Consider the following 15,822-nt stretch of genomic DNA (forward strand, 5'->3'; position numbering starts at 1 on the left):
CAGACAATCTCAGACAATCTCAGACAATCTCAGACAATCTCAGACAATCTCAGACAATCTCAGACAATCTCAGACAACTATGTGAAAGGCTTTTGAAAAAAATTTCTTCATCGAAAATTTTTACAAGGTATTTTTTTAGATTATATTCTGTTTTCCACCTAAAATGATGATTTTACCACCTGAAACCAAAGAAAAATACATGTCACCTTGCATGCTTTGTTGACTTTCCCCAAAAGGACAAAGCCACCCCCACCGGTCTTTAAATAATGCCAATCGATAAACAACAATCTGTAAACAATCTGGCTTATTATCTAACGGATTTGGCTTGGCTTCCCTCATCAAATGCACCTTGGAATGCATCCCATGCATAAAATTTTAACCGCACCTCAAACAATAGTATTTTACGACACAACAGGATAAACTATTGTCTTACAGATTTTCTCGTATCACTCTCATTCTGTTTCAAGAAGTTGCCTGATAAGCACAAAATGCCATCTAAGAGAGTTCAATGCCTCACCATGTAACGCATCGCCAATCTGCTCTAGCCAACAAAGCGCCCATTTTGAAAGAATAAACGCTTTTTACATACACTCCCAAAAGAAGGAGAGAACCATTTTGCCTTTCCTCACTTTAAATAGACATATCCGTTGACCTCTTCCCACCACCTCAAAGGACGAAGATTTTAGCCCCTATCGGTTTGTAAACAATTCAACTACTCTGAAAGGATTCCGTCTGCTAATCATTTATATGATTCATTGGCATAAGGTTTAACCAAGCAAGCCCTCCACTGAATAGATGTCTCTTCAATACTTAAATGGATCAAGTATTGTATATCTTATTTTCCTTATATCACCAGCTTCAATAATAGTGTTTTAATGACGATGTTTTACGGCATAACAAGATAAAATTTTATCCATGGGCTTTTTGTCATCGCCCACCAGCACCTTAAACCCAGCGCTTTAAACCCAACGCTTTAATAATGTATCACGATACCACAAGAGAGAAGCATTTTGGATAAAGTCTTTATTCCTCAGCAAAAACTCTATGAATAAAGAAAGTTTTTTTGTTCTCTTTTACCCCTACCTTCAATAATCACTGTCTTGATCCTCTAAAGAACAATAGGCAAACTGACCGTTACACATCCAACAAAGGCAGCACAAAAAATAAAATAATAAAGAGAGTTGAGTTTTTTCTAAAGCGCCTCAAAACTTTCTGCACAATATATTCTATAAGACTTTTTCTCATAACAGATATTTTGCAATCATTTTTATCTTTCTCAAAGCTTTCATTCTCAGGCTTTGACAGCATAAATCACCGCCATATTGACAGGGCGTGTTTCATCACCCCCTGTTTTTTGCAACAAGACCTTATGTTCATGCTCTCCTGCAGCCTTCGTTAACCGATCTTTATTGTAGACTTGAGCCAGACTTCTATTATATTCACCGTGATTCATATCCCAAACTACCTTGTCAATCATTGGATAACTATGCTGGTGTTTGCCTGTTGAATCTGTTTTTCCTTCATGGGTATGAGATTTAAAAGACTCTTCTTGTCGACTTCCCAAGCGACGTCCTTTATCAATTGCTTTTCCACTATCGAGCCCCCGTAAAAACATTCCACGCAAATCGGGAACATTGAATGTTGTTCTCCCGTCTCCTTTTCCCCATGTTTCTCCCAGAACAGCAAAGAGATTGGCATAGCTCCTTCGCGAATATTCTTTACCATCACACAGTAACCATCCAGAGGGTATTTTTTCTGTAGCAAAAGTCCCGATAAATCCAGAAGAAAACGTTTCCGGTAAAGGAGGAAAGGGCGGAATTTCAGGAAGTTTTATAGTAGGATTGGTTAAAAACCAGCCATCAGCATTTTTTCCGGCAATATCACGCGTATAGACGATCTCATAAAGCCCCCCTTTTTGAATTTCTCCGCCCTTTAAAGGCATAATACCCTCTGGCGTTGCCATATAAGTTGGTCGTGGAAGTAATTGATTTAAAGAAACATTTGTTATTCCTCTGTTGGCGCCTTGTGCTTTGAAGCGCACAACAATGCCATCCATATAAGTCTCAAAAAAAGACTTTGTCGCCAAACGAAGTGATGTCCTCTCGTTCTTCACATCAACAGTAAACTGTGTTTCAATCCCGCCCCCATTATCCAACAAATATTCTTTGATGCGTTGCATCATAGCGCGAGCACTATCATTAACTGTGCTTGGAGGTTGCCCTTCTGCCCAGTTTATACTCTCGTCGGCATAAGCATTTTCTGATGCGATAATTGACCAATCATAAATCGAACTCATAGAAGATACTCTTTATTCAAAAAGGGAAAACGAGCAAAAAATGAAGAAAAGAAAGCCGCAATTTTATTTTTAGATGCCGGTATTTTCTCCTCTTTCATTTTCTCCATTTTCAGTCCTATTTTGTCATAATCAACATGCAATAATTTTGTTTTTGCATTGACATAAACAGCTTCCGGCTTCACACGCAACACGTCTTGCGCCATAACGCCCTGATAACGTTGTGGATTTCCTTTATAATTAAAGGTATAAAGTGGATATCCCTTTTTCTGCCCCACAGGGATAATATTTTCTTTTGCCCTCACATCACAAAGCCCTAAAATTCCGCCGACCAATCCAAGCACTTGCTGCGCATCACGCAATGGATCTTTTGTCACAGAAGGCATTGTCGTGGATTTTCCGGAAGTCGTTCCGTAATTTCCAGCAGCCTGAGTCCCGACCTGTAACAAGCTTTGCAATCGGTTCCAATCTTGATTATCTTTTTCTGACCATTTTTGGCGTTCAGCATCTAAGATATTTTGACGATTTACATCTTGAATCATGCCCCCTTTCAAAGCATTGCTTTGCACGTTACTCTGCCCTTGATAATAGCTATTTGCCGCATTAACCTGATCATTCTGAGAGCGATCAATCATCTGGTTTGCATTCATCATATTGTTAATATCTTGATTATATTGCTGCGCTGCAGCATTTGTTGCCAAGGCGCCTAGCTCATCGGCCAGCACACCGGTATGAGCCCCAGAGCCATAACGTCCTGCCCCAGACATTGATTGATTAATTGCATCGGAAGTTTTATTCAGAGCATTTTGCAATGCAGTATTAAATTTACTATTGCTTCCAATCCAGCTTCCCTTAGCCATACCGGAAAGATTTGTAGCGCTGTTGGTTGGTGCATTCAACCATTGCGTTACCGTTGGATTGTTATAGAGCCCTGCTGCTTGTTGTAAACCGGTCAGAGCATTTTTTGTCATATCGCTAAGACCAGCGACTCTGTCTCCCTGATAAACGTTTCCGCCAATCCCTTTATTATAAAGTCCAAGTGCATCAGCACTGGCTTGTTTTAAAATATCAGCCGCCCAAGCAGGTGGAGCATTTGTTTGTGTTGTTGTCTGCACTTGAGGTGTGGTTTTTCTACTCATGACTTGAGAACCTTTCTATATTGAATAAGATTACGAGAATATCCGTGATGAGCGAGCTTTTTCGCCCATCCAGTTCTTCCAAACATGTGCATTTCTTCAGCATTAATTGTTCGCGCCCATTTTTCGACTTCATCAATCAACTTGACCAATTTCAGCCCTCCCTCTCCAGCAAGATCAGAGAGAACGACGCATTTTTTTCCCGTATGGGCACTTTCAACTTTGGTTATTGCAAAAGCACTAAATTGGATTTTATTTTTTAAGACCAGCCACAATTGTGCTTGTCCTGTAACGATTTCTTCAGCAATTTTTTCCAGACAAACATCATCAGGAAAGCGCCGAGCATATTTTCTCAATGCAGCATTGAGAGCCTCTTGATAGGGCGCTATTTTTTCCCATGGCCACTGCTCTGTCAAATGAGCAGAATATAAATCTTGACTCTCTTGCATCATAACTTTGGCTCTTTTAGCTTTATCACTCATCTCCCCTTAAAGAACATCCCCCCTACGCATTTCTCATGTTCCATGCCCCCCGCACAATAAAAGAAAAAAAGCCCCATCATCTCTTTGTCACAACAAAAAGGAAACTTCTTCTTTATAAAAATAAGCCATTGTGCAGACTATTTTTCCTTTATCGCAGAAAAGCATGAAGCATGAAGCATGACGCACCACCTTGTTCCTTTGTTTATAAAGGCTTTGGTCTATGAGCATTTATTCTTTAATAATAGGGGCGTGATCCTATCGCATGGTATTACAAAAGGGCATGCCTATCGCATGCCGGCCCGCGTCAATTCCACATCAAATCCGGTGACATGAGTCCAATTCACCCCTTCAGGAATGCGCAATTTAAAGCGATAAAACCGTGCCCTTGCGCGACAATGAATTTGTCCCGTATTATAAGAGGGCTGTTTTTCTGGCAACCAAACAGTTTCCTCTTCAAGAGATTGTCGAAAGCGCATTCCCACAGACAAATAAAACTTTCCACTATTGACTTGAGGCATAATATTTTTCACCCGTGTTATCATGCCATTTGTCTGCCCCATTTCTTGTGATGTCACCACACAAGCCATAGGAGAACCAGAAAACGAACCAAGTCTGCCCTGTTGATCAAATGCCCCCAGAATAGGCGATTCATTTTTCCAAACTTTACTATCGAGAGAAAAGGACAAATTATCAATATTCTCTGTTACAAAATCAAGACCTTCTAGGGTTGTTCCGGCTAAGAAAATAGGCAATATCATTTTGATATCGACGAGAGCTTTTGTCCATTTTTGCAATCCCCAATCATAAATGAGCAAGATACGTTTATGAAGATTCTCATCAGAATCAACCATCCAATAAACACGATTATACACCCCATCGATAGCCGCAGACATGGTATACAAATTATCCTGCCTTGATTTTGCGGTCATCGTTCGATCGACTTTTTCGAACCCAATGGGGATAATCTGTCCATCATTTGTTATTTGATAAAAACCGCCCTCATCGGCAAAGAATGCTAAATCACCGCGACAAACAATTGATTCAGCATTTTTTGCGCCTCTTTTATCGTGTATTTTTTGGAAACTAAAAATAATCTTAGAGCCAGGGATAAAAGAACCGGCATAGATTGCAGAACGCATAAAGATAATTGGATTTGTTGTCTCCGTTGCCCCTTGAACAAATCCGCCATCAGGAAAATCTTGATAATCGCAACTTTTTTTCCCCACGGTCCAAAATTCAGCATCATTTAATCCAGACCAATGAACCCGTCTTGGATGCTCGGTTAATTTCATCAAACAAACGAAATCTCCCCAGATTCGAACAATCCCTGCTTGTGGTGGATTTCCTCCTAAATTTCTAAATCTTTTATCATGATTAATATCAATCACTTGTGGTTTATCATTGGCATTCACCGCAATGATAAAATCACCAAACAAAGCAAAAGACCACGGAGCATCGATATTAGCCAGATAAGATTTTCCTTTTTGGCTAATATCTTTCCAGTTCATTGTTGTATTATCAAGCAAGAAGATTTTTTCTCTTGTCCCAACAATAATGGAAACCCCATTTTTTGTTTTAACCGCAAGAGCGCCTAAAATTGGCTCAGGACAAGGCTCTGATAAAGGTTCAAAACTTGGCATAGGGATATAGGAGCCATCAGCCGGTAGCACATTAACAAGTTCATCGGTAAAAATTCCATTGATATCCGCCACATCGGGTCGATAATCAGCGATTGGGAAAAAAGCCATCAAGACCCCCATAAAATCTTTGAAGAGCCTAGTGCCATTCAAAACACCGAGGCTTATTGATAAAAAACCACAAAAGCCCTTAAAACTCTAAAGGCATAAAATTCAACAAAATACACAACCTTAAGTTGACCAACGCATCGAAAAAAAGATACCATAAATAATGGCATACCCAGCGCCATCCACCAGCGCCCGACCAAAATCAACCGCCCGCAATCACCCCAACAACTGGGAAAAAGCCTTTAAACTCTCCATAAATCTTTGAAGAGCCTAGTACCATTCAAAACACCAAAGCTTACTGATTGAAACCACAAAAGCCCTTAAAACTCTAAAGGCATAAAATCCAACAAAACACACAACCTTAAGTTGACCAACGCATCGAAAGAACGATACCATAAATAATGGCATACCCAGCGCCATCCACCAGCCCTTCACCATCAATCCCCAGCGCTCATCCAACCATAAGGGACAAACCAGCCATCAACGATTTGGAACAAAGCCTTTTAAAAACGCATTGGGCGAATCTTTGAAGAACCTTTTTGGCGCGATGTTTCAATACGCAAAGCTTGAAGCTGTTCTTGAAAATCTCTGAAAGAAACGGCGGCATATTCAGGATCTTTAAGAATATTTTTATAAAGTTCATATTTTGCCCGTGCTTTAATAAGATCAAAAGCATAAATCAACCAAGGATTATCATCCTCTTTTAGTTGTTCATCGGCAAAATGAACAGGAGCATAAGAAAGCTGTACAGTTTCCACATGTTCTGGTGTTGGAAAGAGTCCTATTTTTTGATCAAGGCACGTATAAAAGAATGGCGTTCCTAGCGCAGGATTCATACCATATTGTTGATGCAACACTTCCAAGGGCTTAAAGAACAACTTTGTTGGTGTTGCATTCTTTGTTGCTAAAAAGACGCCCTCCAAACTCTTTTCTGATTCAATAAAAACTCCCTCTTCTTGCCCATACCATGTTTTACCACTTTGTGTTTTAAACGTCCTTTCTCTTTTTTCATTAAAGAAAAAGGGTTCGCGTTCACACAAACGCAAAGCCGTAAAAATTGAATCTTGAATTTGCAGAGAATATTCCGCTGTTGTATCATCAATTTCATCTTGAATAAGGGCGACCATATAAGCAAAAGTTTTAGAATGGTCTGAATGTGTAAGGTTTAGATTTTGGGGATCAGTGGATAAAGTGGTCATAAGCCTGTCCTTGTTTCTGGAAGCATTTTAAATTTTTCCCCCAACAGATCCCTCTTGTTGGGGGAAGTGAGCAAACATTCGCTTTAAGCGGGTGCTCCATAAGTTGGGATGACGATAGTGCCAAAATCCTGAGCCCCTTGCGTACTTCCTGGCAAGGTAAAGCAAGTTTTTTTCATACCAATAATGGTTTTTGCCGCGACCCCGAATTCTCTTTCATAGTCGAAGAGTTCTTCCACCAATTTATAGCGTGTTGCTCCTCGATCTTTACCAAAAGCAATCACAGCACTCTGCGCACCAAGGAGAACAGCACGACGCACATTTGGTACAGCTTTATTTGCCGTCCCAGATTCGACCCCTTCGGTAATATGTTCAGCTTCGCGTAAAACCACACCATTATACATGCCCAAAGATCCATCATAGAGCGGATTTTTGATACGACTTCCACTATAGATTGCCTTGGTAATATCGAGCCATTGCCCCGCATCTGTGTTGGTTCGCAATTGTGTCACTTGGGTTGGATGAAGATAAAGCACATAGACATTTTCCCCATCGATCCGCACGGGTCTAATTTTAGGATTTGCCAATTTAGCCCGTTCAACAGCTTTATCAATGAGCTTAAGATCAAAAACATCGTTTGATTTTAAATCTTCATCTTTTGTTTTTCCATTAGGGCGCACGACGCGTTTATCGGTTGGTGCCGTTGGTGCATTAAACCCATAATGGACAGGTTTAAGATTAATCGTACGTCCCTCAAAGTTAATAGCTTTTGCAGTATATCCACACACTTGAATGAAGAACATCATACTCAGACGATCTGCATACCAATCAACCAAACCATTTTTTGCCTCAGTACGCAAATCATGGAGAATTCGTTGTTGATCAATCGTTCCCTCATTTTTGACACGCACAGCATGAACGAGTTCATTAATTGCCAAACGATCATTGAGAAACTGTAAAGCTTCTTCATTACCTTCCAATGTCTGCCCTTCGCTCACCCCATCGCCTAGCAACTGCACACGCAAATTAAAGCTAATAGCATCCCCACTTGCTTTCGTGGTTTCATCTTTTAATTGTACGATACTGTTTGAATCATTTCCAATCAGCGGTGCAATCGGAAGTGCTTTTGAGACTTCTTGGTTTAGTAATTTAGACCATGTGCGCACTGCCATTGGGTCATTAAGTCCGATATAAGTTACAGTCATTTTGTCCTCTAAAAGTTTTATTGACATAAAAAACCCGGCAAAGCGCCGGTTATTAAAACACCACATTTCATTTCAAATGGTGAATAGGTTGTTCGTGAGTTTTATCTAATTTCTGTTAGCGTCTGCCTCCCCCTTATAAGAGCTCTCCTCACCACATCCGTGCTTTGAGAAATCCCCCGTATTCCCTGCGCTAAAAGCCTCTCCACGTTCCCACAAAAAACACTTGCCACATTCTTGTTTTTTAAAATTCTCTTCCCCCCATTAAGCGATTAAAAGAAGCTTTATTTTTAGGATCAGAAACCCAAGCGCTAAACTCTGCTTCTGACATTTTATCAAGCATCTCCAAAGAAATCGGCCCATTTGGCGTCAAGCCGTTATAAGCAGCAAGTGTACGTGCAGAATTGTGTCTTTCCTGTAAATTTTCATCCATGTTATTGGGAACATTTGTGTAGCCAATTTTTTGTGCAATAGAGTAAATCACTTCAGCCGGATTTTGATTTTTTTGCGCACAATCGCGCAAGATCTGTTTCAACTCATCACCAATCAACGCATCAATATTTTTGGGATCTGCCATCTCAGGATAAAGAGAAGCACAAGCTGCCAACTGTTTAGCCCGCGTTTCATAAATAAAATCAGCGGCTTGATCAAAATCATGATGCTTTTGTTTAACACTTGCAACAGACTGCTGAAAAAACGCATGCAACTGTTCTGCTTCGCGAGCCAGAGAAGGTTGTTGTTTTTCATGTAAAAGCCCTTGTTTTTGGAGTGTTTTTCCCAACCATTGCATATAGCCCATAAAGTCTTTTTGCGGATCTGGCGGACCATCTTCTCCCCCTTGAACTTCTTTTCCAGCCTTTTGCGAAGAGTCCTGTTTTTGATGCATTTGCCCTTGGAAATTATCTTCAAGAGTTTTTTCTTCTCTTCCAATTTCACCGTCTTCTCCCTCTTGTGTTGAGAGTAGATAATCCTGTTTCAATTGGTTTTGTTCTGCTGGCGTTAAGTGTTCTTGATCCATGACATTAGCCTTCTCTTTTTTAAAACAATAAAATCAAATTTTTCAGATAAAACAGCCCCATAAGCATTTGTCCCCTTAATGCTTACCCATCATCACTTAGGCTCCAGCATTCTCCTCACATGGCTCCCCCACCATGACAGCAAAACACCTCCCACCATATCCCCGCCGTGACAGCAAGACTCTATTAAAGATGTTTCCCAACACCAACACTACGGCTCAACACAACAGCTCTTCTGAGATAAAGAGAGGCGACATTGCACGACATAAGCAACATGGGTAAACTATGGACATTGTTTAGATAAGCAACTTCTGATAGATGAAATTCATCCAAGAGAGCACATCATAAAGCATCCTATTGTTGAGCCTTTACTGTCTGCAACATCTGCATTATCTGCTCTGTTCCCATATTACCCCCCATCTGCGCTGAGGCATTTTGCTCTTCTTGAAAAGAGTTTTGCGCCTTTATCGCAATTTTATGAATAAGTGAAGCCGGTAAAGGCGAATAGCGTAAGAGATCGAGCATAATTTCAGGCGTTGCAAAATTTTGCATCAAAGGAAGCAATTGCATGATCAGTGCAAAAGTACGCTCTTTTTCATTAAGACTTGTTGGCGCATCATCCACGACAATATCATATTCCAAACTTGTCACCATTTCGCGTGTCAGCGGCACATACTGGGCATTTTCATCACCAGCAATACGAACCAGCCGCCCATCGGACAGATAATTTTGAATAAGATAGAGAATAATTTTTCCCTGTCGTTGCCGATATCGACGCAACCCATCAAAAAAGGAAGCCAAAAGATTAAGTGACGATTGTCGCCGTTGTTGTTCAAGAACGCCAGGCTGATTGACAGCTCTTGTCCCAATAAATTCAGAAGACAACCCCGTCACCTGTTCAAGTGCGCTCTTTGCTTCATTAAACAATTGGAAAAACCCTTGCGGAAATTGTGCCACGGGTTTAGGCTGAATTCTTCCCCCAGACACAGAACCACTTTTCAACCAAGTAATACTATCAGCTCTAGCCCAACTCTCGACGGCTTGTCGATCATCATCAAAAGCATCGCGCTCTGCCATAATTCCGCCTTTTGATTGGCTATTGAGCAAATGCATCACTTGACTAAAATATTTGTTTGCCCACCGTTGTGGATCTTTTGTAGGGCGCACAAGTCCGTAAAAGTGCCGGCTTAACTTATCAAAAGTACCGGTAATACACTCCCATCCCAATTGATTGGGTGGAACCAAGGGCTTATCAGGCGCTTCAAGCAGCTTTCTGCCTAAAAATGCCCTTTTGACAATTTTTCTGTTCAACCTTGTTGCTTGAACATGCGGAAAGGTTTTACTTAAATTTTGGAAATCTTGCTCTGAATAATCGACAAACTTTCCACTTTGAGGCTCGAGAACTTTATAAATCACCTCGCGTTCAAACCAACGACATTCTACCAATGTCACCATTTTAGGACGTTGATAGGTCCCTCCCTCTTCCCACTCTCCCTGATATCCCCTCTCGGACTGATAACTTTGTGTCATCCCATTGCTGGTTGAATGTGAAAAACTCTGATGTTTAACCCAATCAGCATTAAGATCACTCCAATGAACATTGGGAAACATTTCTTCAGCCACAGCAAGGGGTTTTTCATCAATATACCACAAGCGTTGTGCATCAATAAGATTAGGCTTAACAGCACTTGCATCCCACACCATTTTCATAGGGTCGAGCCGCGCAATGATTGGTTTTCCTTGTGGATCTTCTTCATAATCAAGGCGTGTATCTGTCCACCCCATTCCGCAAATAATTGCATCTTGAAAGGCATCGGAATCTTCGTATTCCCCATCGGCTTCATCACGAAACCACTCAGCCGCCCCTGTCAAAATCTGGTTTGCAAAGGCTGCTCCTTCTTGTCGTGGAATAAATTGAACTTGCCTTTTATTATTGCGCTCAGCCCCAATCACGGCATTAATTAAAGGCGCAATACGGTTAAAAGTCATAACCGGTCTGTTTTGTTCGTGCAAGACAGCCAAGTCTTGCTCATTCCATTGCCGTCCATTATAAAAATCGTAATCTTCTTGGGCATTTTTTCGCCATTTTTCGACATGGGCAATATCATCCTGATACCACTCCACGAGTTTTTTAAAAAGTGCTTGATTTTCAAGCGTTTCGATTTGATTAAAAGTAGAATCTGTAGAAATATTCATTAAAAAGCCATCCATGACGTTTGAGAATGGTGAAACGAGCGATAGGTATTTTTTCGCGCTCTAGCATTTGGCTGTTCATAAGCCACACACATCAGTCCAAAGGCATCGGCCCCATGGCTAGCCCAATCATGTTCAGCGCCTAGTCCGATATTGCGCTGTTCGTCGCGCTTTTCATGATACCAAGCAAGCGCTTTTCTACCCGCACATGTCGTTTCACGATTAAACCATAGTGCAGGAAACAATCGCCTTACGGCCTCGATACGCATTTTCACAGCGCCTGTTCCTTGATTAGGGATCACTTTAGTTTGAAAACCGGCTTGTTGAAGTGCACTTTCAAAACTCACATTATAAACACGATCTTTTGTTGCGCCATCATGAGGCAAAACCATGAGAGCCTTTTCATATCCCCTTTGAAAAACCCAACCCACATGCTCTGAGAGAGGCTGTCCTTGGGCTTCATAATAATCGAGCACTCGAATTTCCCGTCCAACAAATTGCGCAACCCACAATGCGGTAGCATCAGCCTTTGCTCCTGTTCCCCCGATATCCCAAAAGATTTTGACCTGCATCAAAGGATCACGTGGAACGGTGGTAATCCGCCCTTCCATTTCGGCTTCGAGAAGACATTTCTGATAATAAGCCCCTTGGACAGCTTGAAGATATTCGCCTTCCCAAATATGGTTATACTGCTCTGGTCTTTGCTGCAAATCGTCCATTCGATCACGATTGAGTTTTTCAGGAAATTGCGGATTATCACGCCAATTAATTTCTGCCCCTTTGATATGAGGATTATCGACATTTCGGAAACGTTTTTCCACGGGTGCATTTTCATGGCACGGATTCCATGTGACCCATAATTCTGCATTCCAATCTTTTCCTTCTTCGCGCAAAGTTGGAATAAGTGTTTGCCAAGCAGTCTCAGTGACCGGCTCCGCTTCATCGACCCAACAAAGGAAAACGCGCCCCATTGATTTAATACTTGCGATATTGCGATCAAGCCCAGCAAACACATAGACAATCCGTCCATCTTTTGACTTAATATATTTATCGCCGATTTCATAATAGTCTTGTAAAAAAGGGTAAGATTCGATAGCGCGTTTAATTTCTTCCAAAGAACTTTCATTGAGAGAATTTTGAAATTGCCTTGCACAAAGAATAATCCCGCGTTCTCCAGCCATTCCATGGCGATATCCCACAACAGCCGACATCAAAGCAAAAGAACGTGTTTTTCCAGAACCCCGTCCTCCCCAAGCGGCTCGCACATCTGCTTTTCCAGTAAAAACAGGAATAAGCTTTGGAATAAGAGCCACTTGAGCCGTTTTCTGCTCCATTTTTTGAGAAATTTTCTGAACAATTTTCATTATAAATTTTCATACTTTAGCAATAATTGCGCTTCACCCTTTTGCTTATCCCAAGTTTAATTCTCCCAGAACAATTGAAAGAAAAGAGCAATTAAAGGAAAAGAGCAATTGAACGCAAAACGCCCTTCTCAAAAGCAGCGCTTTACCTTCCTTCATCCTAATACTCAATGAATTTCACTTTTTTGCATGAAGCCCCCCCCCTTCAACCCCTTTGAACCCCTTTGACCACTTTGGACCCCGCATATACACGATATGCGCCCCCAAGGGTCCTTAAATCACAAGGGTCCCTATTCCCCCCCCAAACCGCCCCTCAAACACCGCGCCTGTCATCCCCCAACCACAAGCACAGCATCCCCCCACCAAATCATAGCCTCAGCACATGGCTCTCAAGCATATCCAAAGCCCAACATCCTCCAATATCATGCCTCTCAAGCTTCCCCAATCCTCACACTTGTCTATCCCCGATACCCCCACCAAAACACATGCATCCCGCAAGCATAATACTTCTCTCAAGTTTCACGCCCTTCACCCATCAAAACACTGTCCCATATCCACCACACAAACATCCTGCACCAAATCTCCTCCAACACATGGCTCTCAGGCATCATTCACCCAAGCCAAGTATCACGAGCGCCTACAAGCAAGATAGCCTCCGCTTCAATCCCCTCAAGACAAGCAATCACCAAAGCAGCCCCCCTTGCAAGACATCACCCCGCATCATCCACCTCAGCCTAACATTTTTCAATATCACAAGCCTCCGTTGCTGAAAAATCACGCTTCTCCGGTTCACTATTTTTTGCATTCACTGGTACAATCTCGATACGCGAAACTGTTTTAACCTGCCCTTCTCCAGTCCCCTGAAGAGGCAACACTTTTGCAAGAAGCGAAAAAAACGGTACGGGATTGTTTAGAGCATGATATTGAAGATAAGACACCAGCCCATCTTCACCATAGTGATAGCCAGCCTGCTCCGCCGCAGTCAGAAGAGCTTCATTAAATCGCTTTGTTGTTTTATTCAAAGACCCTTTTTTCCGCCCTCTTCGACGTAAGGGAAGACAATGTTCATCTACCATCATCATGATCCTTCCAACTAAAGAGAAACCAAAACCTCAAACACAAAAAATGATATGAAAATCAGGAATGAAACCTCAAAAGCAACCAGCAATTTTAAAAAAATGGGACACATACTAAAAGGTAAAAAACACCCACAAAGCACAAATTCTCTGCTCCGTTTTTACGGATCTCCATTTTTACAGATCACCATTTTTACGCTTTTACATTATTACAGAACAAAGCCAAATGAAACTCCCAAACCACCACCCCGCTCCACTTTGTAAACACTGGTCTGTTAACAATCTGATTTCTCGTCTATCAGATTTCCCTGCTGATTATTTCATATGGCTATCCCACACTTTAAAGAATGGTGTTTCATCAAACACGCCAGATAAGCTCTGATCTACAATTCGACTTCAAAAAGCAAATTTTCCTCTGCTGAATAAAGCTTCCACCCCGCACCGGTTTTAAACTATCATCCAACCTCTTACCCAATAAATTCCCCTACTAACATCAGATTACCGCCCCCAAACATTCCTATTTTACAGTATAACAGACTAAAAAATATTTTAATTTTCTTGCCAATCTTCTGAAACTACTTTATTGATAGTTCTGTGTTTTTGATCGTCCACGCAACGGTCAAATAGGGATTTGAAAGCCCGAACGCTCAGTACATAAATTTATCCCGCTTTGCGGATATCCCGGAATTCCGGGAGCTTTTGCTATGTCCAAGTGCTTGTCAGCACTAAAAGCAAAAGGCTGGCTGAGCTCAGTGCTTTCAAACTCCCGGAATACTCATGCGAGGGCGCTCGCAACCGGAGGGGAGCTTGAAGTGCAAACTAAAAATTCACATTTCAATGACATTTCAATAGGTAAAAGAATCCGTCACAGACGCATTTCAATGGGACTTTCTCAAAAGGAATTAGGAAGCTATTTAGGTGTCAGTTTTCAACAAATCCAAAAATACGAAAAAGGCTTAAATCGTGTAAGCGCAGGATGTTTACAGGAAATCGCCAACATCCTAGAAGTCCCTATTACCTTTTTTTATACTGATATTGCTACAAAAGAAGATATTCCCACAAAAAGAACTCTCTTACACCACGATCAAGACACATACAGCGAAAAAGAACACGCCCTTTTGAAAAACTTTAGAGAGCTCCAGCCGAAAAAACAAAAAGCAATTTTGTGGTTAATTTCAGATTAGACAAAAGCGCACCTAGCGACATCCCTCGCCAATATCCCCTCTGCCTAAAGCCTTTCCCGCCTGATACCACCACATCTCAAAAAACGGTTTACAGCACCGGTTTACAACATCATAGGATAACAAACACCAAAACCTTGGAAAAACATCCCCACCCCTCTCACAGAATTTTATCAAGAGATCTCTTCTGATTTAAACGCACAATTCCGATTGTATCATTATGATACCTTTTTACATTTACCTTGTCAAGTTTTTATATTTTTCTTTTGATATTTTTGTGTTTTTCTTTAAGGAATCCACATCCATCAAAACACCTCTCATAAAAAACACAATGTCCAAAACAACAAGAACTAAAACAGGATTGCCCCTAATAGGAGTGCCCCTAAATAGGATTATTATTGTATTTCTCATTCACCCACTTATTAAAAAAACATTTCTCAATGCTTCTCACACCCATTTCACGGATATCCCCCATACAAATATAGACGTAAATATAATTGTTAAATTTCGCATAGAATATAAAAGCCAACCACGATTTTTCTCTCTTCACACCTCTTTACACATCCCCTCTTTACAACATCACCCCTGCAATCTATTCACAGCTATTCCCAAACTCTTCTCTCTAGCCAACACACGAACAGCACTCTTCATTTCCCTCCATTCACACACTCTTCACCTCCCCAATCCTTCTCACCCCTCCATATCATGACAAAAAACACGCACAATACATAACCCCTCTACTCCTTTCTCACAGACACATTTTTACGCTTTTACATCATTACAGAACAAAGCCAAGGAAAGGTTCACCACCCCGTACCACTCTATAAACAAAGGTCTGTAAAGAATTCAAATGCTTGCCTAGCAAGTTTCCACCAATGACCACTCTTTCGTTTCAGATCACCCCCTTCAAAGAGCGGTGTTTTTACCTCATGAATAAGATA

At 41.2% G+C, this 15,822-nt stretch carries 12 protein-coding genes; 1 reads left to right on the forward strand and 11 read right to left on the reverse strand.

What is annotated here, in order from left to right; translation table 11 throughout:
• Positions 1–135: 135 nt before the first annotated feature.
• The 11 genes from ACFIKJ_RS06705 to ACFIKJ_RS06755 all read right to left on the reverse strand — a co-directional run bounded on the left by ACFIKJ_RS06705 (position 136) and on the right by ACFIKJ_RS06755 (position 13,700).
• On the reverse strand, positions 136–339 hold the full coding sequence (locus tag ACFIKJ_RS06705) for a hypothetical protein (RefSeq protein WP_375626319.1): 204 nt from the start codon (positions 337–339) through the stop codon (positions 136–138).
• Between the two features lie 952 nt (positions 340–1,291).
• A complete protein-coding gene (locus ACFIKJ_RS06710; protein ID WP_375651936.1) occupies positions 1,292–2,296 on the reverse strand; it encodes a phage tail protein in 1,005 nt (334 codons plus the stop codon).
• The gene (locus ACFIKJ_RS06715; RefSeq protein ID WP_375626323.1) at positions 2,293–3,432 is read right to left on the reverse strand and encodes a tail fiber domain-containing protein; all 1,140 of its coding nucleotides are present in this window, start codon (positions 3,430–3,432) and stop codon (positions 2,293–2,295) included. Before ACFIKJ_RS06715 ends, ACFIKJ_RS06710 begins: the two co-directional genes overlap by 4 nt.
• Complete coding sequence (locus ACFIKJ_RS06720) at positions 3,429–3,911, reverse strand: hypothetical protein (RefSeq protein ID WP_375626325.1); 483 nt, start codon at positions 3,909–3,911, stop codon at positions 3,429–3,431. Before ACFIKJ_RS06720 ends, ACFIKJ_RS06715 begins: the two co-directional genes overlap by 4 nt.
• Before the next feature lie 284 nt (positions 3,912–4,195).
• Complete coding sequence (locus ACFIKJ_RS06725) at positions 4,196–5,659, reverse strand: hypothetical protein (protein ID WP_375653682.1); 1,464 nt, start codon at positions 5,657–5,659, stop codon at positions 4,196–4,198.
• 500 nt (positions 5,660–6,159) lie between these two features.
• A complete protein-coding gene (locus ACFIKJ_RS06730) occupies positions 6,160–6,855 on the reverse strand; it encodes a hypothetical protein (protein ID WP_375625389.1) in 696 nt (231 codons plus the stop codon).
• 83 nt (positions 6,856–6,938) lie between these two features.
• On the reverse strand, positions 6,939–8,057 hold the full coding sequence (locus tag ACFIKJ_RS06735; protein ID WP_375625388.1) for a N4-gp56 family major capsid protein: 1,119 nt from the start codon (positions 8,055–8,057) through the stop codon (positions 6,939–6,941).
• 241 nt (positions 8,058–8,298) lie between these two features.
• Positions 8,299–9,072 (reverse strand): hypothetical protein, encoded by a 774-nt coding sequence (locus tag ACFIKJ_RS06740; RefSeq protein ID WP_375625387.1) that lies wholly within the window; start codon positions 9,070–9,072, stop codon positions 8,299–8,301.
• A gap of 352 nt (positions 9,073–9,424) precedes the next feature.
• A complete protein-coding gene (locus tag ACFIKJ_RS06745) occupies positions 9,425–11,266 on the reverse strand; it encodes a portal protein (RefSeq protein ID WP_375670364.1) in 1,842 nt (613 codons plus the stop codon).
• The gene (locus ACFIKJ_RS06750; RefSeq protein WP_375648314.1) at positions 11,266–12,627 is read right to left on the reverse strand and encodes a PBSX family phage terminase large subunit; all 1,362 of its coding nucleotides are present in this window, start codon (positions 12,625–12,627) and stop codon (positions 11,266–11,268) included. The genes ACFIKJ_RS06745 and ACFIKJ_RS06750 overlap by 1 nt, the downstream gene beginning before the upstream one ends.
• Before the next feature lie 731 nt (positions 12,628–13,358).
• A complete protein-coding gene (locus ACFIKJ_RS06755) occupies positions 13,359–13,700 on the reverse strand; it encodes a hypothetical protein (protein WP_375625412.1) in 342 nt (113 codons plus the stop codon).
• A gap of 812 nt (positions 13,701–14,512) precedes the next feature.
• On the opposite strand from ACFIKJ_RS06755, the gene ACFIKJ_RS06760 reads away from it, so the two are divergent.
• Complete coding sequence (locus tag ACFIKJ_RS06760; RefSeq protein WP_375670383.1) at positions 14,513–14,884, forward strand: helix-turn-helix domain-containing protein; 372 nt, start codon at positions 14,513–14,515, stop codon at positions 14,882–14,884.
• The last annotated feature ends 938 nt before the right edge of the window (positions 14,885–15,822 follow it).

This window comes from Bartonella sp. PS7NMGDW, from assembly GCF_042193585.1.
Lineage (GTDB): Bacteria > Pseudomonadota > Alphaproteobacteria > Rhizobiales > Rhizobiaceae > Bartonella > Bartonella grahamii.

Bases quoted from the DNA above. Each gene is read 5' to 3' on its own strand.
- ACFIKJ_RS06705 (WP_375626319.1), bottom strand. From the start codon at position 339: ATGAGGGAAGCCAAGCCAAATCCGTTAGATAATAAGCCAGATTGTTTA.
- ACFIKJ_RS06710 (WP_375651936.1), bottom strand. From the start codon at position 2,296: ATGAGTTCGATTTATGATTGGTCAATTATCGCATCAGAAAATGCTTAT.
- ACFIKJ_RS06715 (WP_375626323.1), bottom strand. From the start codon at position 3,432: ATGAGTAGAAAAACCACACCTCAAGTGCAGACAACAACACAAACAAAT.
- ACFIKJ_RS06720 (WP_375626325.1), bottom strand. From the start codon at position 3,911: ATGAGTGATAAAGCTAAAAGAGCCAAAGTTATGATGCAAGAGAGTCAA.
- ACFIKJ_RS06725 (WP_375653682.1), bottom strand. From the start codon at position 5,659: ATGGCTTTTTTCCCAATCGCTGATTATCGACCCGATGTGGCGGATATC.
- ACFIKJ_RS06730 (WP_375625389.1), bottom strand. From the start codon at position 6,855: ATGACCACTTTATCCACTGATCCCCAAAATCTAAACCTTACACATTCA.
- ACFIKJ_RS06735 (WP_375625388.1), bottom strand. From the start codon at position 8,057: ATGACTGTAACTTATATCGGACTTAATGACCCAATGGCAGTGCGCACA.
- ACFIKJ_RS06740 (WP_375625387.1), bottom strand. From the start codon at position 9,072: ATGGATCAAGAACACTTAACGCCAGCAGAACAAAACCAATTGAAACAG.
- ACFIKJ_RS06745 (WP_375670364.1), bottom strand. From the start codon at position 11,266: ATGAATATTTCTACAGATTCTACTTTTAATCAAATCGAAACGCTTGAA.
- ACFIKJ_RS06750 (WP_375648314.1), bottom strand. From the start codon at position 12,627: ATGAAAATTGTTCAGAAAATTTCTCAAAAAATGGAGCAGAAAACGGCT.
- ACFIKJ_RS06755 (WP_375625412.1), bottom strand. From the start codon at position 13,700: ATGGTAGATGAACATTGTCTTCCCTTACGTCGAAGAGGGCGGAAAAAA.